The sequence below is a fragment of the Mesorhizobium sp. BH1-1-5 genome, from assembly GCF_020165615.1.
Taxonomy (GTDB): Bacteria; Pseudomonadota; Alphaproteobacteria; order Rhizobiales; family Rhizobiaceae; genus Mesorhizobium.
In genome coordinates, this window is record NZ_JAIUIM010000022.1 from 96,470 (window position 1) to 117,704 (window position 21,235).

A 21,235-nucleotide genomic window follows, 5' to 3' on the forward strand; every position below is an offset into this window, starting at 1 on the left:
TGTTCACTCATTCTGAACGAAAAGCATCGAGGGGAAACAGACGGGAGGAACAGGGGTGGAGACCGGCATTGCGAGGCACGGTTCGCCCGAGGCTTTGGAAAGCCGGCTGCATCGCGGCACCAACCAGAGCGGCATGCGCGACCACAATGAGCGGCTCGTGCTGTCCCTGGTGCGCCAGCATGGCAGCCTGGCTAAATCCGACATCGCGCGCATGACGGGCCTGTCGGCCCAAACGGTGTCGGTCATCATGCGCGAGCTCGAGGAAGACAAGCTGCTCGTGCGCCAGGCGCCGCTGCGCGGCAAGATCGGCCAACCTTCGATCCCGATGGCGCTCAACCCCGAAGGCGCCTTCTTCATCGGGCTCAAGATCGGCCGCCGCAGCGCCGAGCTCGTTCTGATCGACTTCCTCGGCAATGTGCGCGCCATGCTGCAGCATTCCTACCGCTATCCCGCACCGCGCGAGACCGTCGAGTTCGTCACCGCCGGCATCAAGACGATGCGTGGCGCGCTTACGCCGGCTCAGGACAAGCGCATCGCCGGGCTCGGCATCGCCATGCCGTTCGAGCTATGGAACTGGGTCGACACCGCCGGCGCGCCGCGCGAGATCATGGACGAATGGCGCCATCGCGACATCCGTACCGACATCCAGGGTCAGTGCGAGTTTCCCGTCTACCTGCAGAACGACGCGACGTCGGCCTGTGGCGCGGAGCTGGTCTTCGGGCGGGCGGGCGGAGCGCGCGATTTCGTCTATTTCTACATCGGCGCCTTCGCCGGCGGCGGCATCGTGCTCAACGGCCGCCTCTACAGCGGGCCGAAAGGCAACGCCGGCGCGCTGGGCTCGATGCCGGTGCCGGGGCCGGACGGCAAGCCGACGCAGCTCATCGACGTCGCCTCGATCGCGATGCTGGAAAGGGCGCTCTCGGCCAAGGGCATCGACGGCTCCTATCTTTGGACCTCGCCGCAGGAATGGGGCGAGATCGGCGCCGATCTTGACGAATGGATCGCCAGCGCCTCGCGGGCGCTTGCCTATGCCATCGTCGCGGCCTCGTCGGTCATCGATTTCGAAGCGGCGGTCATCGATGGCTGGATGCCGCTCGACGTGCGGCGCCGGCTGGTCGATGCCGTGACGGAAGCGATTGCCCGCATCGATGCCGAAGGACTGAAGCTGCCCATCGTGCGCGAGGGGACGGTCGGCATCCACGCTCGCGCCATGGGCGGCGCCAGCCTGCCGCTGTCCGAGCGCTTCCTGATCGGGCCGAACACGTCCGGGGGCGCCTGACATGCTGATCGGCATCCCGTCGCTGCTCGGGCCACAGTTCCTGGCGACGCTCAGGGCAATGGGCCATGGCGACGAGATCGCCATCGTCGACGGCAATTATCCGGCCGAGGAACAGGCGCGGCGGCTGATCCGCGCGGACGGCCACCAGGTCATTGCCGTCCTCGACGCCGTGCTCAGCGTGCTGCCGGTAGATGAAGCGGTGCCGGAGGCGCTGTTCCGGGCCTCGGTGAAGGGCGACCCGACGCTCGCCGACCCGGTGCACCGCGAGATGGAAGCGGTCTGCGCCAGGCGCGCGCCGGGCCACAAGGTGGTTGCGCTGGCCGGGCCCGACTTTTATGCACGCGTCAAGGCCGCGCACGCGATCGTGGCGACCAGCGAACCCAGGCTCTTTGCCAACATCATCATCCGCAAGGGCGTGATCCATCCGCCGGAGACCAAGACGACATGATCCTTTGCTGTGGCGAAGCCCTGATCGACATGCTGCCGCGCACCACGACGGAAGGCGAAGCGGCCTTCGCGCCTTACGTCGGCGGCGCGGTGTTCAACTCGGCGATCGCGCTCGGCCGGCTCGGCGCGCCGGCAGGCTTCTTTTCCGGCCTCTCCTCCGACCTGTTCGGCGGCCAGTTCCGCGAGGCGCTCGGCGCGAGCAAGGTGAGTTCCACCTATGCGCACACCTCGCCACGTCCGACCACGCTCGCCTTCGTGCGGCTCACCAACGGCCAGGCGACCTACACCTTCTATGACGAGAACACCGCCGGGCGCATGCTGACCATCGAGGACCTGCCGAAGCTCGGGACCGAGATCGAAGCGATGCTGTTCGGCGCCATCAGCCTGATCTCCGAACCTGCCGGATCGGCCTACGAGGAGTTCATGCGGCGCGAGCACGGGAGCCGGGTGATGATGCTCGACCCCAACATCCGGCCGAACTTCATCCCGGACAAGGCCAAGCATCTGCGGCGCATCCGCGAGATGATGGCGATGGCCGACATCGTCAAACTCTCGGACGAGGACCTCAAATGGTTCGACGAGGCCGGCTCGCACGAGAACGTGGTGCGCAACTGGCTGGATCGCGGGCCAAAGCTGATCGTCGTCACGCATGGCAGCGAAGGCGCCGTCGGCTACAGCAAGGCGCACAAGGTCACGGTCATGCCGCGGAAGGTGAAGGTCATCGACACGGTCGGCGCCGGCGACACCTTCAATGCCGGCATTCTGGCCTCGCTGCATGAGCAGGGCCTGCTCACCAAGGCTGCGATCGGCGACCTGCAGCAGGACGCGATCCGCAAGGCGCTGGAGCTCGGCGCCAAGGCGGCGGCGGTGACGGTTTCGCGGGCCGGCGCCAATCCGCCCTGGCGGCACGAGATCGCCTGATCCGGCGGCGGGATGGGCGTGAAACCGCCCTCCCCGGCCGATCACTTTATGTTTCCCGACGACGGAACGGCGCGATAAGAGAGGCCGGAAAACGCTTCTCAAAGCTCGGATTTCCGGCTTTTTCAGGCATTGCGCCGGCAAAATCGGTAAAAGGCTGAGACACATCGGCAATTCGTGCCCGCCGCCACCGGCTTTCTCAGCCGGTTCAAGTCTGTTACCAGCGGGCCGGTTTTACAGGCAGTTTCGAGGCCGACATGCAGTTCATCGATCTTGGCGCGCAGCGCGAACGTATCCGCGACCGGCTGAAGGGCGCCATCGACAAGGTTGTCGAGGAAGGCCGCTATATCCTGGGACCCCAGGTCACAGAATTCGAGAACAAGCTGGCCGCCTATATCGGCGTCAAGCATGTGGTGGCCTGCGCCAACGGCACCGACGCGCTGCTCCTGCCGCTGTTTGCCGCCGGCATCGGCCCGGGCGACGCGGTGTTCGTGCCGAGCTTCACCTTTGCCGCGACGGCCGAAGTGGTGGCGCTGGCCAAGGCCGAGCCGGTCTTCGTCGACGTCGACCGCGACACCTACAACATCGACATCGCCAGCCTCGAGGCGGCGATCGAGATGATCAAGAAGGAAGGAAGGCTGAAGCCGAAGGCGATCATTCCCGTCGACCTGTTCGGGCTCTCCGCCGACTACGACGCGATCATGACGATCGCCAATCGCGAGAACCTCCTGGTGATCGAGGACGCCGCCCAGTCGATGGGCGGTTCCGCCGACGCCAAGATGTGCGGCGCCTTCGGCCATGTCGGCTCGACCAGTTTTTACCCGGCCAAGCCGCTTGGCTGCTACGGCGACGGCGGCGCGATGTTCACCAATGACGGCGCGCTGGCCGACAAGCTCCGTTCCTTCGCCTTCCACGGCAAGGGCGAGACGCAATACGACAATGTCCGCATCGGCATCAATTCGCGCCTCGACACGCTGCAGGCGGCGATCCTGATCGAAAAGCTCGCGATCCTCGAGGACGAGATGGTGGCGCGGCAAGTCGTGGCCGACCGTTACGCCAAGGGCCTCGGCGACATCGTCAAGGCGTCGCGCAATCTTGGCCATGGCCGCTCGGCCTGGGCACAATATGCGATCGAGACGCCGAAGCGCGACGGGCTCAAGGCGCATCTCGGCGAAAAGGGCATCCCGTCGGTGATTTACTACGTGAAGCCGCTGCACGAACAGGTGGCCTACAAGGACTGCCCGCGCACGCCGACCGGCCTCGCCGTCTCGGAAGCGCTGCCGAAGCAGATTCTTTGCCTGCCGATGCACGCGTATTTGAGTGAGGCCGACCAGGACCGCATCATCGAGACGATCCGCAATTACATCGGCTCGAACTCGGCGCATGTAGCCGCAGCCTGAAAGGTCGGCGCGAAGCCCCCCCTCTGCCCTGCCGGGCATCTCCCCCTCAAGGGGGGAGATCGGATGTCACGCAGGCTTTCGCCAACTTTCAACGTTGAAAGAGTGAGCGACGCGCTGAAACTGCCAATCTCCCCCCTTGAGGAGAGATGTCCGGCAGGGCAGAGAGGGGGGCTTCGCGCCAAGATCTACAGATTGGCGACGTGCGACTACGCGCTCTTCCCCGTCGCGATGAAATGCGGGTTGGCGAAATCGCTGTCGCTCGCCTGGTTGCGCTTGCCGTAGACCAGCGGCGCGCCGTCCAGGGTGCGCGTCATGCCGCCGGCGGCGCGCAGCACCGCGTCGCCTGCCGCCGTGTCCCACTCCATGGTGCGGCCGAAGCGCGGATAGATGTCGGCTTCCGCTGCGGCGAGCAGGCAGAATTTCAGCGACGAGCCGATCGAGACGATCTCGGCGGCGCCGAGGTCGCGGATGAAGGCGTCGGTTTCAGGCGTGTTGTGCGAGCGGCTGGCGACGACGGCGAGCGGCGTGCCCCCTGCCCGCACCGTGATCGGCCGGCGGCCGGTAACCTGATAGTCGGCGTCGACCTTCAGCGCTTCGGCCTTGCCGGGCCGGCCGGAGAAAAAGCGTCCCGTGCACGGCGCGAAAACGACGCCGACTTCCGGCACGCCGCGGCGGACCAGCGCGATGTTGACGGTGAAATCGGTGCGGCGGTTGACGAATTCCTTGGTGCCGTCGAGCGGATCGATCAGGAAGAAGGCGCCTTCGAGATCGGGCGTCGCGATGCCCGCCGCCACCTCTTCCTCGGCCACGCAGGGAATGTCCGGATAGGCGGCGCGCAGGCCGGCGAGGATGATCTTCTCGCTTTCGCGGTCGGCTTCGGTCACCGGCGAGGAGTCGGCCTTGCTGTCGACGGCGCAGCCCTCATGGAAGACGCGCATCACCTCGCGCCCGGCATCGAGCGCCAGGCGCTCGAACACGCCCAGCATCGCCTCGTCGTCAGATACCGCCGCCATTGTCGTACTGCTCCTCGGCAATGTCGCGCTCGGTCAGCCAGTGTTCCAGCGCTTCCGCCATTTCCTGCGGGCTCCTGCCGAGGGTCTTCAGGTGAATTTCCGGATTCTGTGGCGCCTCATAAGGAGAATCCACGCCGGTGAAATTCTTGATCTCGCCGCTCAGAGCCCGCGCGTAGAGGCCCTTCGGGTCGCGGCGCGCGCATTCCTCGAACGGCGTGTCGACGAAGACCTCGACGAACTCGCCCTCGGCCATCAGCTCGCGCGCCATGCGCCGTTCGGCACTGAAGGGCGAGATGAAGGAGACGATGACGATCAGGCCGGCATCGGCCATCAGCTTCGCCACCTCGGCGACGCGGCGGATGTTCTCCACGCGGTCGGCGTCGGTGAAGCCAAGGTCGCGGTTCAAGCCATGGCGAACATTGTCGCCGTCTAGAATATAGGTGTGGCGGCCGGACGCGAACAGCTTCTTCTCGAAGAGGTTGGCGATGGTCGACTTGCCGGAGCCGGACAGGCCGGTGAACCAGAACACGGCCGGACGCTGGTTCTTCAGGTCGGAGCGGCCGCGCTTGCCGACATCGAGCGACTGCCAGTGGATGTTTTCGGCGCGGCGAAGCGAATGCAGGATCATACCGGCGCCGACCGTGGCGTTGGTGATGCGGTCGATCAGGATGAAGGCGCCGGTGGTGCGGTTCTCGGCGAACGGATCGAAAGCGATCGGCGCGCGGGTCGAGAGGTTGCAGACGCCGACCTCGTTGATGTCGAGCGACTTCGCCGCCTCATGCGCGAAGTCGTTGACGTTGACCCGGTATTTCAGCTCGGTGACGGTGGCGCTGACTTGGTCGGTCTCGGTGCGCAATACGTAGGAGCGGCCCGGCAGCAGCGCCTGCTCGTCGAACCAGACGATGTTGGCGGCGAACTGATCGGCGACCTGCGGGCGCGCGGCCGGCGACACCAGCAGGTTGCCGCGCGACACCTCGACCTCGTCCTCGAGGACGAGCGTGATCGCCTGGCCAGCGACCGCATGCTCGAGATCGCCGCCCTGGGCGACGATGCGCTTGACCCGGGACGCCTTGCCCGACTTGGCGACGACGACCTCGTCTCCTTCCGAGACAGTGCCCGAGGCGATGGTGCCGGCGAAACCGCGGAAATCGAGGTTCGGGCGGTTCACATACTGGACGGGGAAGCGGAACGGCAGCTCGACGGCGGCTTCGTCGACCGACACGGTTTCGAGATGCTCGATCAGCGATGGCCCGGAATACCAGGGCGTGCGCTCGGAGCGGCTGGTGACGTTGTCGCCGAAGCGCGCCGACATCGGGATCGGCACCACGCTAACGAAGCCGAGGTCTTTCGCGAACTCGCCATAGTCGGCGACGATCTGGTCGAACGCGGTCTCGTCGAAGCCGACGAGGTCGATCTTGTTGACCGCAAGCACGATGTGACGGATGCCGAGCAGCGAGGCGATGATCGAATGACGCCTGGTCTGGCGCAGCACGCCCTGGCGCGCATCGATCAACACAATGGCGAGATCGGCGGTCGAGGCGCCCGTCGCCATATTGCGCGTGTACTGCTCATGGCCGGGCGTGTCGGCGACGATGAACTTGCGCTTCGGTGTGGCGAAGAAGCGATAGGCGACGTCGATGGTGATGCCCTGCTCGCGCTCCGCCTCCAGCCCGTCGACCAGCAGCGCGAAGTCGATGTCGTCGCCGGTGGTGCCGTGCTTGCGCGAATCCTTCTCGAGCGCGGCAAGCTGGTCCTCGAAAATCTGCTTGGTGTCGGAGAGCAGACGGCCGATCAGCGTCGACTTGCCATCGTCAACGGAGCCGCAGGTGAGGAAGCGCAGCAGCGACTTCTTCTCCTGCGCGGCCATGTAGTCGCGGATGCCGTCGGTCGGGGCGAGGCTCTTTGCCATGATGTGGCGCATTATCAGAAATAACCCTCGCGCTTCTTCTTTTCCATCGAGCCTGCCTCGTCGCGGTCGATGAGGCGGCCCTGGCGCTCGGAGGTTCGCGCCGTCAGCATCTCGCCAACGATCGCCTCCAGCGTATCGGCTTCCGATTCGATCGCGCCGGTCAGCGGGTAGCAGCCGAGCGTACGGAAGCGCACCAGGCGGTTCTCGACCGTTTCGCCGGGACGCAGTTGCATGCGATCGTCATCCTTCATGATCAGCATGCCGTCGCGCTCGACCACCGGCCGCTCCTTGGCGAAATAGAGCGGCACGATCGGGATGTTTTCCTGCAGGATGTACTGCCAGATGTCGAGCTCGGTCCAGTTCGACAGCGGGAAGACGCGGATCGACTCGCCCGGCGCGATGCGGGTGTTGAAGATCTTCCACATTTCCGGCCGCTGGTTCTTGGGATCCCAGGAATGCTGGGCGTTGCGGAAGGAGAAGATACGCTCCTTGGCGCGCGACTTCTCCTCGTCGCGGCGGGCGCCGCCGAACGCGGCGTCGAAGCCGTATTTGTCGAGCGCCTGGCGCAGGGCCACCGTCTTCATCACATGGGTGTGGGTGTTGGAGCCATGATCGAAGGGGTTGATGTCCTCGCGCACGCCATCCTCGTTGACATGGACCAAAAGGTCGAAGCCGAGCTTCTGCGCCATCTGATCGCGAAAGGCGATCATCTCGCGGAACTTCCAGGTGGTGTCGACATGCAGGAACGGGAAAGGCGGCTTGGCCGGGTAGAAGGCCTTCATCGCCAGATGCATCAGCACGGAAGAATCCTTGCCGACCGAATAGAGCATCACCGGCTTGGAGAAAGAGGCCGCGACCTCGCGGAAGATGTGGATGGATTCGGCCTCGAGCCGCTGCAGATGCGTGAGCGCGATATTCATGGACTGTCGAGCGTTCTCTCGTGCCGTCGAGCGGAAATCTTGCATTGGAGGCGCAATTCCATGCCGCCCCGGCGCAAATTTCACTTCGGACAAACTGTTTCGTGCGGGCGTTCTACCAGATCGGCGCCGCCGATAACAATGCAAGACCGGCGCGGCGCGAGGTCATTGGAGAACGAATTTTCCAAGCATGGGCGGCAAAGCGGAAAATCCTGCCAGAGCCATTGAAAAGCCGGAAGCGGGGAAAGGCGGCGGCGGCCGGGAGCATTCCAGGGTCTCCCGATCCTCGCCGGATAGGGGGATTTCTGCCGCAACATCGTCGACCGCACTATCGCAGTGAGACGCCAGCCGCTATACGGGCTCGGGGGACGGGCAAGGCGCGGCAAACGGAGATCGGCGAGGCGGCCTTCAGCTGGCTCCAAGGATCCGGGCGCAAGCTGGAAGTTGCGAAGCAAGCATTTGAACCCGTTCACAACGCTCCGGCGCCACCTCACCCCCGCACAGATCAACATCTATTTCTCGATCATCTGCTTTTTTTCGCCACCGGTGCTTGGATCGCTGGTCAGCATCGCTTTCAATGCCGGTGGTGTGTGGTCCGCGATGCTGCTGGCCGCGAAACGGCGACGCTTCAACATCGACCGGCCGATACTCGCCTTGACGGTGGCGATCTATGCCTATTGCGCGGCGATGGTCCTGGCTTCGATCGTCAACGGCACGCTGGCCGCCGATCTGCGGTTTTTCCTGCCACTGATCACCTTCCTGCTGTTCCCCATATCCTATTCGACCTGGAGCATCACCGAGAAGGGCGCGCTGGCACGCATCGCCATTCTGGCCAGCACCGCGGCCTGCTTCGGCGCGCTGGCGATGGCCGTGTTTCAGTACTATCGGCTCGGTGTCAGGGCGGAGGGCGGCGCCGGCAATCCGATCGTCTTCGCGACCGTTACCTGCCTTGCCGTCATGACATGCCTTGCCGGCGTGCTGTCGGGTATCGAGAAGCGCTGGAAGCTGCTGGTCCTGGCGGCGATGGCCGGAGCCATTGCGATTGTCTATTCGGGGTCGCGCATGATCTGGGTGGCCGTGCCGATTGCCAGCATCGTCGTGCTTCTCATCAACCGCCGCCGGTTCACCGGCGCCAGCCTGGCGCGCTTCGTGGCGATCGGCATCGTGGTCGCCCTGGTGATCGCCGCCATCGGCTCCCGCGCCGTGATGGATAGAACCGACTTCCTGGTCAGCGACTGGGATGCGCTGAACGCCAATGGCGACCATTCGACGGCGCTCGGCCTGCGCGTGGCGATGTGGGAAATCGGCTTTGCCGCGTTTCGCGAGATGCCGATTTTCGGCCATGGCATCACGGCCAGCCGCGCGCTGATGAAGCAGGGTTTTCACGACCAGTTCGGCCTAAGCGCGGGCTTCAGCCATTTTCATAACGGCTTCCTGACGGCGATGGTCGAGGCCGGCCTGGTGGGGGCGCTGGCCCTGGCGGCGATCTTCATCGTCGCCGCCTGGAACGCGGCACGGACGCTGCGCCTCAGCGCCGATCCGGTGGAGCGATTCGGCGCGACGATGGTGCTTGTCGCGGCCATCACCTATCTCACCGGCGGAATGGCCGGCATCCTCGTCGGCCACGACATCCTCGACGCGACGCTGATGGTGTTCCTGATTGTGGGGACATACATTGCGTCCGGGCGCACGATCGCCCCGACCGGGAAAAGCGCGCCTGCGATGGCGCCGGGCGCCAGCCCGCAACCATGAAGGTTCTGGTCACCGGCGCGACAGGCTTCATTGGACGCCGGGTCGTCAGCCGGTTGCGCGAGGCCGGATTCGACATACGGATCGCCTCCCGCCTGCCGCAACGGCTGGCAGGCGCGGACGACTCCGTCGCGCTGCCCACCGCCGATGCGCCGCAGGAAGCCTTTCTGGCGCTGATGCGCGACGTGACGCATGTCGTCCACTGCGCGGCGCTCAACAATGACCGCAGCGCCGGCCCGGCCGACTTCCAAACCGTCAACGCAACCCTGACCGGGCGGCTCGCCCAGGCGGCGGCCACGCGCATCGACGGGCGCTTCATCTATCTCTCCTCGATCCGCGCCGTGGCGGGCGCCGGTTTCAGCGGCGCCATCGACGAGGCCACGCCCCCTGCCCCGCAATGCGCCTACGGGCGCTCCAAGCGCGAAGGCGAGATCAAAATGCTGGAGGCTTTTGCAAAGGCCGGACGTGACGGCGCGACGGCGCTTCGGCTGCCGCCGGTCTATGGCGAAGGCATGAAGGGAAACCTGCGCGGGCTGATGCGGCTCGCGGACACCGGCCTGTCGCTGCCGAAAGCCGCCCTGACGGCGGTTCGCTCGCTCGTCTCGCATGACGCCGTGGCCGGCGCCGTGACGCATCTCTTGATCCGTCGCCCGCCGCCGCGCCCGACCTATGTGCTCAGCGACGCTTCGCCGGTTGCGATGTCCGAAATCATCAGAGCGTTCCGGCTCGGATACAGCCGGCCCATCCGGCTTCTCCCCATGCCGGCCTGGCCGTTGCGACTGGCGGCCACGCTGGTTGGCAGACAGGCATCATGGCAAGCCTTTTTGGCGACGCAGATCTGTGACCCATCGCTGCTGATCTCGGAAGGCTGGGTGCCGGAAACCGATACGCTCGGCCGACTCGAGGAGCTGGCGCGGCAGAGGAGCGATTCGCCGTATCCGTAAACGGTCAAATGCTCCGTGCGCGAAAGAACGTGCCCAGCAATATCTTGAAGTCGAGGCCTGCCGAGGCGACCTTGATGTAGGCCGCATCGGTTTCCGCGCAAAGTCTTGGATCGGACATGTCGATGCCCCTGATCTGCGCGAGCCCTGTGATGCCTGGAAGTGTGGCGAGCACGCCCAGTTCCTTTCGGCGTTCGATCAGTTCCGCCTGGGTCGGCAGGCATGGGCGCGGCCCGACAAGGCTCATCTCGCCCCTGAGCACGTTCCAGAGCTGCGGCAATTCGTCGATCTTGGTTGCCCGCAGCACCTTGCCGACCGCGGTGACCGAACCGGCCGGCGCCTCGTGCGTGGGCAAGGAAGGCGTTGCGCGATACATGGTGCGCAATTTGCGGCAGGCAAAGAGGGCGCCTCCCTGACCGACGCGGACCTGCGAGAAGATGGCGGGGCCGGCCGACGTTGCCCGGATTGCCAGCATCGCGACAAGCAGGACGGGAGCTGCCACCACCAGCATCGGAACGGCGACCGCTAGGTCGAGCGCGCGCTTCGCGGTCATGGCTCAGATCCGGCGCCAAAGGAAAGCGACATAGAGCCCGAGCGTCCCCATGAATGTCTGCCGGTAGACGCCGCTTTTGCCGAGCAGGCTGAAGCGCTTGAAGATGTTGCCCTTGCGCGCCCTGATGAACAGGCGAAGGCAAAGTGCTGCATCGCGCGCGACGAGGTCGCGGTTGACGGCGAGGCCGCGCAGGTTGGTGTCCGTCCAGGTGGCGAACTGGCCCTGGGCCAGGCGTCCCAACCTTGAAAACCTCGCTCTCCACGAGACATTGGCGCCGACGAGATTTGCATCGTGCTGGCGGTATCTGACCAGCGGCCGCGGCTCGTAGCGGACCTTGCCGCCGGCGGCGGTGACGATGAGATAGGCCCACCAGTCATGGCTGACGAACTCGGTTCTGGCCGATGCTCTCGCCAGAAGGTCGCGCGCCTTGCGGTTGAAGAGCATGGTGTTGCCGCCGGCGATGCTTTGCACCAGCGCATTGCGGAAGGACGGGGGGCGACGAAAGAGCGGCGAGTAGCCGGCCGGAACGCCGGTCTGCGAAACGGTCGCCGTGCGCGAGCAGAACAGGAGCGGCGTTTCCATATCCTCTCCCTCCATCCAGCGGATGGCGCTCTCCAGCCGATCCGGCTCCCAGACATCGTCCTGGTCGCAAAAGGCATAGTAGTCGGCATCGATGCGCGGATCGATGATCATCGAGCGGAAATTGGCGGCGAAACCCTTTCGCGGGCCTTCCACAAGCGTAAGGGAACCCTTGTCCCAGCGGGATCGCCACGCCTCGACGGTCGCGGCCGTGGCGTCCGACGAGCCGTCGTCGGAGACCCAGAGATCGACGAGCGGCCAGGATTGCGCAAGCAGGGATTCCAATTGTTCGCCGATATAGGCTGCGCCGTCCTTCGTGCCCATGAGAACGGCCACGCGCTGATCTTTTCTGGTCACGGCTCTGGAATCACTTGCCCGTAGGGTGTTTGAACAGGTTTCGATAGCCAATTGCGGGCGCGCGGCACAGGTTTAAAGCGCATATGCGCTTTGCATGTCTTTATCCCGAAACCGGTTTCCACTTTCGGGAGACATGCTTAGCCGACCCGTCCGGCTGTTTTCGATGCCGCCTCTTCGCGCGCGCCGCCAATGTCTTCTTCCGCCCCGTAGAGCCCGCCCAGGATGGCAAGCGCCGCCGCCTTGTCGCGATCGTGCATGGCGGCCACCAGCGCCGGCAGGGCCGCCTCGATCCTCGGCCATTCGATGACGCCGGTCCTGAGGCCGAAGATCTTGGCGATGTCGAGCTTGACCACGTCCTCGTTCTCGGCGTGCAGCGTCTCGTGCAGCTTCTCGCCAGGCCTGATGCCGGTGAAGCGGATCGGGATGTCGGTGTAAGGGCTTTTGCCAGCCATGCGGATCATGGTTTCGGCGACTTCGAGGATCGGCACGGGCTTGCCCATGTCGAGCATGTAGATGGCGTAGTCGTCCGCGCCCTGGCGCTGCTCGGCGTCGGCTGCCGACATGATGACGAGATCGACGGCCTCGGCCACGGTCATGAAATAGCGGGTCATGCGCCGGTCGGTGATGGTGACCGGGCCGCCGGCCTCGATCTGCGCCTGGAAGATGGTCGCCACCGAGCCGTTGGAGCCGAAGACGTTGCCGAAGCGCACGGCGATGAATTTCGTGCCTGAATGACGTAGACCGGGAGCGCCGGCATGGCCGTTCGCCGCGCCGGCACGCGGCGGCGACGCTGCTGCCTGGGCTTCATGCAGCGAGGAGACGACCTGCTCGGCCGCCCGCTTGGTGACGCCCAGCACCGAAGTCGGGTCGACGGCCTTGTCGCTGGAAATCAGCAGGAACTGCGGCACCCCGCATTCGGCGGCGATCTCGGCGCAGGCGAGCGTGCCGAAGACATTCGTCTCGATTGCCGCTTCCCAGTTCTCCTCGAGCAGCGGCACATGCTTCAGCGCCGCGGCGTGAAAGATGATGGCGGGTTTGAACTCGTTGACGAGGCGCGTCATGTGGGGCCGGTCGGTGACGTCGACGATGCGGCTGGTCAGCCGGTCGCGGTCGCCGTCGTCGATCAGCTGATCGAGCTGGAAAATGCCGAACTCGGAATTGTCGGCCACCAGCACCGCCTCGGCGCCCAGCTCCAGCGCGCGCTTGACGAGCACACGGCCGATCGAGCCGGCGCCGCCAGTGACCATCACACGCTTGCCGCCCACGAAAGCGCCGATGCGCGTGGTATCGGTGGCAACCGCCGAACGGCGCATGATGGTTTCCATCTCGACGGCATCGAGAACCAGCTTGCCGCCCTGCCCCAGTTCCGACAGGCCGGAAAACTGGACAACGCCGATGCCGCTATGGCGGGCGACGCGCACAAGCTCGGCATAGTCCTCGATCTCGCGCTCGACCCCCTGTCCGAAGATCAGGAGGTCGAGGCTTTCCGTGCCCTTGACATAGTCTTCCAGCACTTCGACCAGCCGCGGCCGCAGCGCAACGACCGGGACGCCCTGGATCTGCGTGCCGAGCGGCGCATCGCTCTCGGTGGCCATGATGCCAGAGATGGCATATTCGGACGGCTGGGCCGTGCGGATGAAGCGGACGATCACGTCGGCCTCGCTCAGCCGGCCAATGAACAGCGCCTGCTTGGTCGAGGCATCGCCGGCAGCACGGCGCAGGATGCGCCAGCTCGCGCCATCACGCAGGAAGCGATAATAGAGCCTGGGCGCCGAGATGATGGTGAAGGAGACCAGGAAGAAGACGATGAACTGGCGCTCGTTGAGGCCGGCGACCGGCTGGAAAAAGAAGCGGAAGGCAAGCGAGGCCAGATAGAGCACCACCGTCAGGCTGCCGCAGCCCTTGAGGATGTTGAAGAAATCGGGCGTGGAGGCAAAGCGCCAGACGGTGTTGTAGAGACCGCAAGTGCGGAACAACAGATGGGCGGCGAGCACGATGAGCACCCAGCAGGCCAGCCCACTGGCGGAGAACGCGTCGAAGGACAGCCGCGACTGCGACAGGATGAGGCTAAGAGCGACCGCGACCAGGACCATGACGAGGTCCTGGGCCATGATGATGGCGCGCCGCATCCTCGGTCGAAGTTCCGATACGGCTTCTACATAGGCGGTCATCGGGTAGTACTGGACTCCAGGCGTGGAGAGATTGGCACCAGAACGTCACCGGACCAGCCATCGCCGGCACCACCCTGGACTGCAAATCCCCTACCCCCGTTACCCGGTTATGGCCTTAGCGCGGAGCGGGCGGGAGAGCCAGAGTTTTTTTGAAACCATACTCGTCCGAAAAGAATCAATTCACATGTTGCCTGTCGCGCTAGGGCAAAATAGATGTGTCATCGGATGGCATGCAGTCGGACTCTGGGCGGGACGCTCCACTGCTAAGGCAGACTAGAGGAGAGTCAGCGATGCAGGACGTCGACTTCAGAGAGCGTGTTTCAGGAAAGTCTTATGTTAACTTGCTGGAAGACATCCACAAAAAGACGAAACCAACGACATATTTTGAGATTGGTGTCCAATTTGGCGATACTATAAAGTTAGCAGAATGCGCGACGATCGGTGTTGATCCGCGTTTCAGATGCGAGACAAACATTATAGGTGGCAAACCGATTTGCCAGCTATTTCAGCAAACGAGCGATGTCTTTTTTGAGAATCACAATCCGTCAACCATATTCGGACGATCCATCGATCTTGCCTTTCTCGACGGCATGCATTTATTCGAGTTTCTGCTTCGGGACTTCATAAACACCGAAAAGCACTGCGCTCCCGATTCAGTCATCGCTTTGCACGATTGTTTGCCACCCGGCTTCTATATGACGTCCCGGGACATGGCTGATGCCAACCATCCTCACTCGGCGTTTCCAGGCTGGTGGGCAGGCGATGTGTGGAAGATGATCCCCACCTTGCAGAAATATCGCCCAGACCTCTCACTCACAATCATAGACAGCGCGCCGACAGGGCTTGTCTTGATTACGCGTCTCGACCCTTCAGATAACACGCTATCGGAAAATTATGGGAAAATAATAGCTGACTTTCAAGCAATGGATCGAGACGAGTTTACCGGCTATTGGTCCCGCGTACAGGTGACTTCGACGGATCGTTTAAATTTAACGGAACTTCGGCTTTTCAAATAGAATCTCGGCAGTGACAATTGTGCGTCGTCACGACCAAAGGGAAAATGGCAATGGCTAGGGTGAGACTCCCTTTTCGGCGACTCGATCAGCGTTTAACCGGAGGTCTTGAATCACTTTTCACACTCGATATTGCCGAACTCGCGACCATCACCGTAGTCGGAGCGACTCCGGTCGTTGCAGCGGGGCGCAAGGAAGACCTTGCCGAGCATCTCAAAATGGTGAGACAGGAGTTTGTAGGAAAAACCGAGGTTGAATACGCACTTGCGGCCATAATCGTGCTTTTACGGAGACGTGTGGCCGAGGAACGCTGCTGGAGCCGTTTCCAAAAAATCTGGAAAGAAGCCGGACCTCTTCTATTGGAGCGATTGAATACACGTTGGCTCGTTTCAGCCTGTGACACAATTGCCGACCATTCCTCTGATCGAACAGAGCGGGCGCTAGGCCTTGCCGGTTCTCTCCTAGTGAACACCGTGAAGTTATACGAAACTGAAAATTGGATGAAGGACAACGAACCCGGCGAATATGAACGCCTCCCAGAAGGAAGCACGACGCTTTTCGATGGTGTAACGCCCTTCATTGTTGGCGGCGGAGATATGGTAGCAAACTTGAACGCGAGACTAAAATCTCTGTGTGAAAAGCCAACGATCGCCTCAACGATTCTTCTTGAGCTGTTTCGCCGACTTCACCAAAGCAACACAGTTTTTCGACGATTTCATCTGCTTCATTCTATAGAATCAACTAAATGGACGACTTGATTTAAGTCAATCCCTCTTTAAGAAGTACTTACTCCATATTTCTATCTCTCTTATTCGTTTCTGTTTCTTGTTATCTTCTAATATATTAATTTTTCTAAATATACCACTACTTACCAATTTTTTTGCATAGCTTATATTCATCTTCCTGAATTCCATCTTTACTTCATCCGGAGAAGGAAGGCAGGAGAACGATCGACCGGTCAACGCGCGGGCAATTGCTGCCGCTAAGCCGTTGCCGTCGCCACGTTCATATTGGTTGATATTATCGGAAATCTGGAAAAGGTCGAACAGACTGGAGAATTTAGACGAGTACCCGATCAGCGCGACCTGTCGACCCGATAAGAGACCCCAATAGGCGACATGATATGAGTTGGTCACAATCCTTCCAGTTCGCGCGAACCTAACTCGAAACTCCGTCTCCGAAAGTGCGTTAGTACCGATTACCGTGTCAGCGTCCATGGAGGAGAATACATCCATCAGAGCATTTCCGCTGGCAGCGGGGTTTTGATTTACAAAGATCCCCAACGCCGTTCCTGGCGGAATGTCGACAATGTCTCCCATCACGCTCACGCATGGGACCAAGGTCGAATTGGCCGCGACAAGAGCGCGATCTCGAGAACTGAAAAAAGAGAAGCTTGTCGAAATCGACCCAGTAACCTGCGAAGACCTTTCAGAAAATGGTATACTTTTACCAATTCCCCACGCTATCTTTATATCCGAATTTATTAAAGAGGCTATATTATTACCTAGATCGTTAAACGCCCCTCCTCCCAAAATGAGTATTTTGTTTATAGAGTATACATTTAGAGAATTACATTCGAAGTCAAAATAATGCCTCGGACTTGAAAGATAGTCACCTATGTTAAAAGTAGATGGCCAAGAATGTACGAAAGATATTAAGGCACCGTTACTTTCTTTCAAGATTTCCGGAAACTGAGATTCGAATCCAGCAGGAGGGACAGACATTCTCCCCTCACCGCTCGATCGTCACTACCATGGAGAGATCCACCAAGCCTGCGGGCAAGCTTTCGTCCTCCTCAGCCACTCTGAAGGCCATCGCATCGATAATGCGGTGGAGAGGCACCTCGTCCTCCTCCGGCAACCCGCGTACTTGGCACGTAATGAAATAATGTCCAGGGAGCAGCAGACAGGTAAACTCAAATTTGGCCTTCAGAGAAGAACCGGCTGCGGCAAGCGCAACCCTGGATGCACGGCACTTGGCGCCAGCTACATGCAAACCTGTTGTCGTTGTTATTCCGATACCGAAACCCACGCGCGAAGCGTTCGCTGCGAAGTCGACCCAGTATTCTACAAAATACCTTCGTCCAAGCTTAAGTACATTTACCTTCTCCCCCAGAATAGTCACTATGCTCACATCGCGAATTCGTGCACCTCGCTCTTCTTGATAAGCTATCGATTTTGAGATCAACGAGGAATCGAAGTCTCCAAAGTCCGAGGTAGTTCCCGTCGAGTGTTTGGGCATACTCGCATTCTGGCCCTCAATTTCTACTCTGGCCTCTGCAGTTGATCGTTCCGCAGACAGGCCGACAGGCGTATTTGAATTCTGCACAGCAAGGATGCCGGATCGAATCTCTGCGGCACCGCTTGCAGTTGCATTCACCAAACGTTGATATTGGCTTATCACCGCCTTGGGTCGTCCTTCGAGGATCTTTTCGCCACCGTCGATCAAGATCGCGCGTGTGCACAGTTGTACGATTGCCTGGGCACCATGGCTAACGAAGAGAATGGTGCCGCCCTTGTCCTTGATGTCCTCGATACGCGCGAAGCATTTGCGTTGAAAGGCTTCGTCACCTACCGCAAGAGCCTCATCCACGACGAGGATATCCGGATCGACATTGATGGCCGTAGCAAAGGCGAGGCGCACATACATGCCCGATGAATAAGTCTTCACCGGTTGATCGATGAACGGGCCTATTTCAGCAAATCGTGCGATTTCGTCGAAACGCCATTCCATCTCCTTACGGGCTACGCCAAGGATCGCAGCGTTGAGAAAGACATTTTCTCGGCCGGTGAATTCTGGATTGAAGCCGGCGCCGAGTTCGAGCAGCGCAGCGATACGACCGTTGACCTCAACCGAGCCACTGGTTGGCTGTAGCGTGCCGCAGATAATCTGCAGCAATGTCGACTTGCCCGAGCCGTTGCGCCCGACAATGCCGACTGTCTCGCCTCGTCCGACTTCAAAGGAAACACCCGACAGAGCGGCAAAATCGCGAAAGTAGCGTCGCGGTGGACGGCCAATCAGACGCTCAAGGCGCGGGACCACCATCTGCTTGAAACGATCTTCCGGTCGCTCGAACATGACATAGTGCTTCGAAACGTCGCGCACGCGAATGGCAGCGTCCGAACTGCCGTCGAATCGGACGGCAGCAGATTTGTCAGAGGACATCGGCAAAACCCCTGCGAGTCTTCTGGAAGAATTGATAGCCGAGAACTGCAATCGCAATCGCCGCCAATGAGTAATAGCCAAGCGAGATCCAATCCGGTTGTACGCCGAAGAGGACAACCGCGCGGAAACTCTCAACGGGAACTGCAAGCGGATTGAGCGATAGCCAAGGTTGCAGCCACGTTGGAAGCGATGTTCGTTGAAAGAAGACCGGCGACAGAAACATGGTCGCAGTCACGAGGGGCGCTACGATTTGGCTCATGTCTCGAAAGTACACGCCAATCGACGACAGCAGCCAAGCGACACCAAGCACCATAAAAACCAACGGAGTGAAAACCACCGGGGCCAAAATCACGGTCAAAGGAATATTGCCAAACGCGGCATAGGCAAAAACCAGCAGCACAATGAGATTGACGACAGCGTGAAACAACGCGGCACCGGCCGAAACCACGGGCAGGATCTGAATCGGAAACACGATCTTCTTGACGTAACCTGCGTTGGCTACAATCAAGCCGGGTGATTGTGAAATCACCTCGGCAAAAAACTGGAAGACGATCAGGCCGCAAAACAGAATGACGGCAAACTCTCCAGTGGAATGCGTGACACTCTGCCCGTCAGGGGTCGCCCAACGCGACTTCATCACCATGCCAAAGAAGAATGTATACACGGCCAGCATGAATAGCGGGTTGAGGAGCGACCACAAAAGCCCGAGCGCCGATCCGCGGTAGCGGCCGGCAACCTCGCGACGAATGAGGGAAAGTGCGAGTGCGGCGTTCATTTTTGCGAACTGGAGACTTTTGTGTCGATGACCTGGCGAACGTGTTCCAAAAACGGCTCTACCGGAACGTGAAAAGAAATTCCGATCTCTGGACGAGCGCTCCCCCCGACGATTTGGACTACGTCCGGGGGCGCGCTCTCGACGAAGAAAGGCGCCCACCCCAAATCGAGGTGGATACAGGCGTTTCGGACCCAGATCCCTTGCCCCAGGCTTGGCTGGATTTCGACCACGCTCGTTCCCGACCGGCAGAAAATGACATTGGCAAGCCCGGCTCCGGAGACCCCTATGACGATTTCAGCCTGAGAAAAGAGCTCTCGCTGCTCCTCGACCGAAAGCCGCTCGGGAGCAACTGGCTCGAAATCGAGTTCTGAGAGTCTTGTTAGAATCTCTAACTGATTAACGAACGCGCGCTTTGCGTCGTCACGCACAATAAAGACTCGCTTTGATCTAGGACGCGGTGGCAAAGCCGTGGCAAGCAACGCAGTTCTCAGATCACCCCATATCTTTCCGCCGTGATGGAGGAAATGGTTCATCGTGCTAAAAAACAGCGCAGAACGGAGGAAGACAACGTCCGAATCCACAATCGTCAGCGTTAGATTTCCGAGTTCATTCGAGACCAGATCGTACAAGTTGCGCTGCCAAGTCGACATTGTAGGGGAAACCACGTTCCACCGTTGGGACGTAGCAAGCTTGTTCAGCAACAACAGAGAAGGCAAAGCGTCGAGGATGAAATGTCCATAGTTGGATATGGCTCCCCAAGGCATGAACACGACAGCATCGTCGATGGTTTCCGGGTCGGGAGGTACCTGGAAGAAAGCCTCCGAACCGTTCACGCGAACATCTGGAAGGTTGTTCAAATCACCAACGACAAACCGCGCCTCGTCAAAGCTCGTCTTACTAATGCGGCCTGATGAGTCGATCAGCGTGCCAAATTTTGGCAGGTAATAACAATTCTTGATATGTATGGCGCGAATTTCGCCGACGTAGACTTTTTCCTCTGGGGCACACCATGCTGGCACTTTTTCTCCACCGGGTTGAGGCGGAATCTTGGCTATGCTGCCCAACGGCAACATTGCACCAGAGGACACCACGTAAGAGCCGGCGTCGGCGATAGATAGAAGTGCATTGCCATCACCCACTCGCGGGCCGACGTTTAAGTCGTCCACCTCGCGGATCGGCCCAATTTCGAGCATCAGCAGCAGCCTTAAACACGTTGCAGAATTACGGCTGCCTGCCAGAAACGCGAGGGATCGTCGATATGGACACGCACCGCAAACTCTGGCCCCCACTTGTCCTGCAAGTATTGGATGGGGCAGATGGCATCGCCATAGATTTCCGCGCCGCGATGATCGCCGCCGCCTGTGGGGAGGTACACCAACCGGCCCGCATCGAATTCTGCCAACCGATTTTTCGCCTCTGCGGAGAACCTCTGCAGGCCCGCATGCCAGCCACTTTCAGGAACCTTACCTTCCAGCGAAGCAACAAACTCCAAAAAGCGACGCGGTTCGACCGTAAGTGCCACAATCGCCCCAGAGCGCGTAATGCGCTTGAATTCCGCCATCCAATGTAGATGCACTCGCTCCGGCAGGTGCGTGAACACGGAATAGGCGAGGATCGCGTCGACACTTGCGTCCGGCATATTCAAGGCGCCCAAAGGCTCGATAGTCGATAGTTTCCCTGGCACACCATTCGATTTGGTCAGCGCGATAACATCAGGATCAATGTCGACCCCAAAAAGGTTGTCCTCAGCAACATCCTTCCAGGCAAACCGGAGGAATCGGCCCCATCCCGTGCCGAAGTCCAAGAACGCGCTGTCTCTGCCAATCGGCTTTCCATATTGCTGAGCGGTTTGCTTCATTAGAGCATAGAATCTGTGCGCCTCTCGAAGCGCGTTCTCGTTTGCGGAGCCCACGAATTGCGATTGCAAATCAACCGGCGGAAACGATGGAAAAGTAAGGCCCGAAACGATTGGACTCCGAACACTCGCAACGAGCATCTCAAGCCACTCACTATCCGAGCATTTTCGAAAATCCTCGATGGTAGTCATCT

20 protein-coding genes are annotated in these 21,235 nt (G+C 60.9%); 8 read left to right on the top strand and 12 right to left on the bottom strand.

Going from position 1 to position 21,235, the window contains the following annotated elements; translation table 11 throughout:
• Nucleotides 1-55 precede the first annotated feature (55 nt).
• The 4 genes from LB572_RS25650 to LB572_RS25665 all read left to right on the top strand — a co-directional run bounded on the left by LB572_RS25650 (nucleotide 56) and on the right by LB572_RS25665 (nucleotide 4,044).
• Nucleotides 56-1,279 carry an ROK family transcriptional regulator gene (locus LB572_RS25650; RefSeq protein WP_224669699.1) on the top strand — a complete coding sequence of 408 codons (1,224 nt, stop codon included), beginning with the start codon at nucleotides 56-58 and terminating at the stop codon, nucleotides 1,277-1,279.
• A 1-nt stretch (nucleotide 1,280) separates the two neighbouring features.
• The gene (locus LB572_RS25655; protein WP_224669700.1) at nucleotides 1,281-1,727 is read left to right on the top strand and encodes an RbsD/FucU family protein; all 447 of its coding nucleotides are present in this window, start codon (nucleotides 1,281-1,283) and stop codon (nucleotides 1,725-1,727) included.
• Entirely contained in the window at nucleotides 1,724-2,647 is a 924-nt protein-coding gene (locus LB572_RS25660; RefSeq protein WP_224669701.1) for a carbohydrate kinase family protein, read from the top strand. The genes LB572_RS25655 and LB572_RS25660 overlap by 4 nt, the downstream gene beginning before the upstream one ends.
• Nucleotides 2,648-2,901: 254 nt before the next feature.
• Nucleotides 2,902-4,044 (top strand): DegT/DnrJ/EryC1/StrS family aminotransferase, encoded by a 1,143-nt coding sequence (locus LB572_RS25665; protein WP_224669702.1) that lies wholly within the window; start codon nucleotides 2,902-2,904, stop codon nucleotides 4,042-4,044.
• 206 nt (nucleotides 4,045-4,250) lie between these two features.
• Here the strand turns inward: LB572_RS25665 and cysQ are convergent, their stop codons facing one another.
• From cysQ to LB572_RS25685, 4 genes are all read right to left on the bottom strand, one after another.
• Nucleotides 4,251-5,030, bottom strand: a complete 780-nt coding sequence (gene cysQ, locus LB572_RS25670; RefSeq protein WP_224669722.1) for a 3'(2'),5'-bisphosphate nucleotidase CysQ — start codon at nucleotides 5,028-5,030, stop codon at nucleotides 4,251-4,253.
• Between the two features lie 10 nt (nucleotides 5,031-5,040).
• Nucleotides 5,041-6,978: a sulfate adenylyltransferase subunit CysN gene (gene cysN, locus LB572_RS25675; RefSeq protein WP_224669703.1), complete on the bottom strand. Its 1,938-nt coding sequence runs from the start codon at nucleotides 6,976-6,978 to the stop codon at nucleotides 5,041-5,043.
• Nucleotides 6,979-6,980: 2 nt separating this feature from the next.
• A complete protein-coding gene (gene cysD, locus LB572_RS25680) occupies nucleotides 6,981-7,886 on the bottom strand; it encodes a sulfate adenylyltransferase subunit CysD (RefSeq protein ID WP_263498330.1) in 906 nt (301 codons plus the stop codon).
• A 112-nt stretch (nucleotides 7,887-7,998) separates the two neighbouring features.
• Nucleotides 7,999-8,151: a hypothetical protein gene (locus LB572_RS25685; protein ID WP_224669705.1), complete on the bottom strand. Its 153-nt coding sequence runs from the start codon at nucleotides 8,149-8,151 to the stop codon at nucleotides 7,999-8,001.
• Nucleotides 8,152-8,342: 191 nt separating this feature from the next.
• Here LB572_RS25685 and LB572_RS25690 point away from each other — a divergent pair, with 191 nt between their 5' ends.
• Together LB572_RS25690 and LB572_RS25695 are read left to right on the top strand one after the other, a co-directional pair.
• Complete coding sequence (locus tag LB572_RS25690; protein WP_224669706.1) at nucleotides 8,343-9,635, top strand: O-antigen ligase family protein; 1,293 nt, start codon at nucleotides 8,343-8,345, stop codon at nucleotides 9,633-9,635.
• On the top strand, nucleotides 9,632-10,576 hold the full coding sequence (locus LB572_RS25695) for an NAD-dependent epimerase/dehydratase family protein (RefSeq protein WP_224669707.1): 945 nt from the start codon (nucleotides 9,632-9,634) through the stop codon (nucleotides 10,574-10,576). Before LB572_RS25690 ends, LB572_RS25695 begins: the two co-directional genes overlap by 4 nt.
• Nucleotides 10,577-10,580: 4 nt before the next feature.
• Here LB572_RS25695 and LB572_RS25700 read toward each other — a convergent pair whose 3' ends face one another.
• From LB572_RS25700 to LB572_RS25710, 3 genes are all read right to left on the bottom strand, one after another.
• Nucleotides 10,581-11,126 carry a sugar transferase gene (locus LB572_RS25700; protein ID WP_140803400.1) on the bottom strand — a complete coding sequence of 182 codons (546 nt, stop codon included), beginning with the start codon at nucleotides 11,124-11,126 and terminating at the stop codon, nucleotides 10,581-10,583.
• A 3-nt stretch (nucleotides 11,127-11,129) separates the two neighbouring features.
• Nucleotides 11,130-12,041, bottom strand: coding sequence for a glycosyltransferase family 2 protein (locus LB572_RS25705; RefSeq protein WP_318014065.1), 912 nt, complete (start codon nucleotides 12,039-12,041; stop codon nucleotides 11,130-11,132).
• Between the two features lie 158 nt (nucleotides 12,042-12,199).
• Nucleotides 12,200-14,233 carry a UDP-N-acetylglucosamine 4,6-dehydratase gene (locus LB572_RS25710; RefSeq protein ID WP_224669708.1) on the bottom strand — a complete coding sequence of 678 codons (2,034 nt, stop codon included), beginning with the start codon at nucleotides 14,231-14,233 and terminating at the stop codon, nucleotides 12,200-12,202.
• A gap of 290 nt (nucleotides 14,234-14,523) precedes the next feature.
• On the opposite strand from LB572_RS25710, the gene LB572_RS25715 reads away from it, so the two are divergent.
• Both LB572_RS25715 and LB572_RS25720 read left to right on the top strand, forming a co-directional pair.
• Complete coding sequence (locus tag LB572_RS25715; RefSeq protein WP_224669709.1) at nucleotides 14,524-15,249, top strand: class I SAM-dependent methyltransferase; 726 nt, start codon at nucleotides 14,524-14,526, stop codon at nucleotides 15,247-15,249.
• Nucleotides 15,250-15,299: 50 nt separating this feature from the next.
• The gene (locus LB572_RS25720; RefSeq protein WP_224669710.1) at nucleotides 15,300-16,004 is read left to right on the top strand and encodes a hypothetical protein; all 705 of its coding nucleotides are present in this window, start codon (nucleotides 15,300-15,302) and stop codon (nucleotides 16,002-16,004) included.
• Between the two features lie 6 nt (nucleotides 16,005-16,010).
• On the opposite strand, the gene LB572_RS25725 is transcribed toward LB572_RS25720, so the two are convergent.
• The 5 genes from LB572_RS25725 to LB572_RS25745 all read right to left on the bottom strand — a co-directional run bounded on the left by LB572_RS25725 (nucleotide 16,011) and on the right by LB572_RS25745 (nucleotide 21,233).
• Nucleotides 16,011-16,565, bottom strand: coding sequence for a hypothetical protein (locus LB572_RS25725; RefSeq protein WP_224669711.1), 555 nt, complete (start codon nucleotides 16,563-16,565; stop codon nucleotides 16,011-16,013).
• Nucleotides 16,566-16,977: 412 nt separating this feature from the next.
• Nucleotides 16,978-18,411 (bottom strand): ABC transporter ATP-binding protein, encoded by a 1,434-nt coding sequence (locus tag LB572_RS25730; protein ID WP_224669712.1) that lies wholly within the window; start codon nucleotides 18,409-18,411, stop codon nucleotides 16,978-16,980.
• Nucleotides 18,401-19,186, bottom strand: coding sequence for an ABC transporter permease (locus LB572_RS25735; RefSeq protein ID WP_224669713.1), 786 nt, complete (start codon nucleotides 19,184-19,186; stop codon nucleotides 18,401-18,403). Before LB572_RS25735 ends, LB572_RS25730 begins: the two co-directional genes overlap by 11 nt.
• Nucleotides 19,183-20,379: a glycosyltransferase family 61 protein gene (locus tag LB572_RS25740; RefSeq protein ID WP_224669714.1), complete on the bottom strand. Its 1,197-nt coding sequence runs from the start codon at nucleotides 20,377-20,379 to the stop codon at nucleotides 19,183-19,185. Before LB572_RS25740 ends, LB572_RS25735 begins: the two co-directional genes overlap by 4 nt.
• Nucleotides 20,380-20,390: 11 nt before the next feature.
• Nucleotides 20,391-21,233 carry a class I SAM-dependent methyltransferase gene (locus LB572_RS25745; protein ID WP_224669715.1) on the bottom strand — a complete coding sequence of 281 codons (843 nt, stop codon included), beginning with the start codon at nucleotides 21,231-21,233 and terminating at the stop codon, nucleotides 20,391-20,393.
• Between the last annotated feature and the right edge of the window lie 2 nt (nucleotides 21,234-21,235).

Excerpts from the sequence above, each read along its gene's own strand:
- LB572_RS25655 (WP_224669700.1), top strand. The coding sequence starts at position 1,281 with ATGCTGATCGGCATCCCGTCGCTGCTCGGGCCACAGTTCCTGGCGACG.
- LB572_RS25660 (WP_224669701.1), top strand. The coding sequence starts at position 1,724 with ATGATCCTTTGCTGTGGCGAAGCCCTGATCGACATGCTGCCGCGCACC.
- LB572_RS25665 (WP_224669702.1), top strand. The coding sequence starts at position 2,902 with ATGCAGTTCATCGATCTTGGCGCGCAGCGCGAACGTATCCGCGACCGG.
- cysQ (WP_224669722.1), bottom strand. The coding sequence starts at position 5,030 with ATGCTGGGCGTGTTCGAGCGCCTGGCGCTCGATGCCGGGCGCGAGGTG.
- cysN (WP_224669703.1), bottom strand. The coding sequence starts at position 6,978 with ATGCGCCACATCATGGCAAAGAGCCTCGCCCCGACCGACGGCATCCGC.
- cysD (WP_263498330.1), bottom strand. The coding sequence starts at position 7,886 with ATGAATATCGCGCTCACGCATCTGCAGCGGCTCGAGGCCGAATCCATC.
- LB572_RS25685 (WP_224669705.1), bottom strand. The coding sequence starts at position 8,151 with ATGCTCCCGGCCGCCGCCGCCTTTCCCCGCTTCCGGCTTTTCAATGGC.
- LB572_RS25695 (WP_224669707.1), top strand. The coding sequence starts at position 9,632 with ATGAAGGTTCTGGTCACCGGCGCGACAGGCTTCATTGGACGCCGGGTC.
- LB572_RS25700 (WP_140803400.1), bottom strand. The coding sequence starts at position 11,126 with ATGACCGCGAAGCGCGCGCTCGACCTAGCGGTCGCCGTTCCGATGCTG.
- LB572_RS25710 (WP_224669708.1), bottom strand. The coding sequence starts at position 14,233 with ATGACCGCCTATGTAGAAGCCGTATCGGAACTTCGACCGAGGATGCGG.
- LB572_RS25715 (WP_224669709.1), top strand. The coding sequence starts at position 14,524 with ATGCAGGACGTCGACTTCAGAGAGCGTGTTTCAGGAAAGTCTTATGTT.
- LB572_RS25720 (WP_224669710.1), top strand. The coding sequence starts at position 15,300 with ATGGCTAGGGTGAGACTCCCTTTTCGGCGACTCGATCAGCGTTTAACC.
- LB572_RS25725 (WP_224669711.1), bottom strand. The coding sequence starts at position 16,565 with ATGGGAGACATTGTCGACATTCCGCCAGGAACGGCGTTGGGGATCTTT.
- LB572_RS25730 (WP_224669712.1), bottom strand. The coding sequence starts at position 18,411 with ATGTCCTCTGACAAATCTGCTGCCGTCCGATTCGACGGCAGTTCGGAC.
- LB572_RS25735 (WP_224669713.1), bottom strand. The coding sequence starts at position 19,186 with ATGAACGCCGCACTCGCACTTTCCCTCATTCGTCGCGAGGTTGCCGGC.
- LB572_RS25740 (WP_224669714.1), bottom strand. The coding sequence starts at position 20,379 with ATGCTCGAAATTGGGCCGATCCGCGAGGTGGACGACTTAAACGTCGGC.
- LB572_RS25745 (WP_224669715.1), bottom strand. The coding sequence starts at position 21,233 with ATGACTACCATCGAGGATTTTCGAAAATGCTCGGATAGTGAGTGGCTT.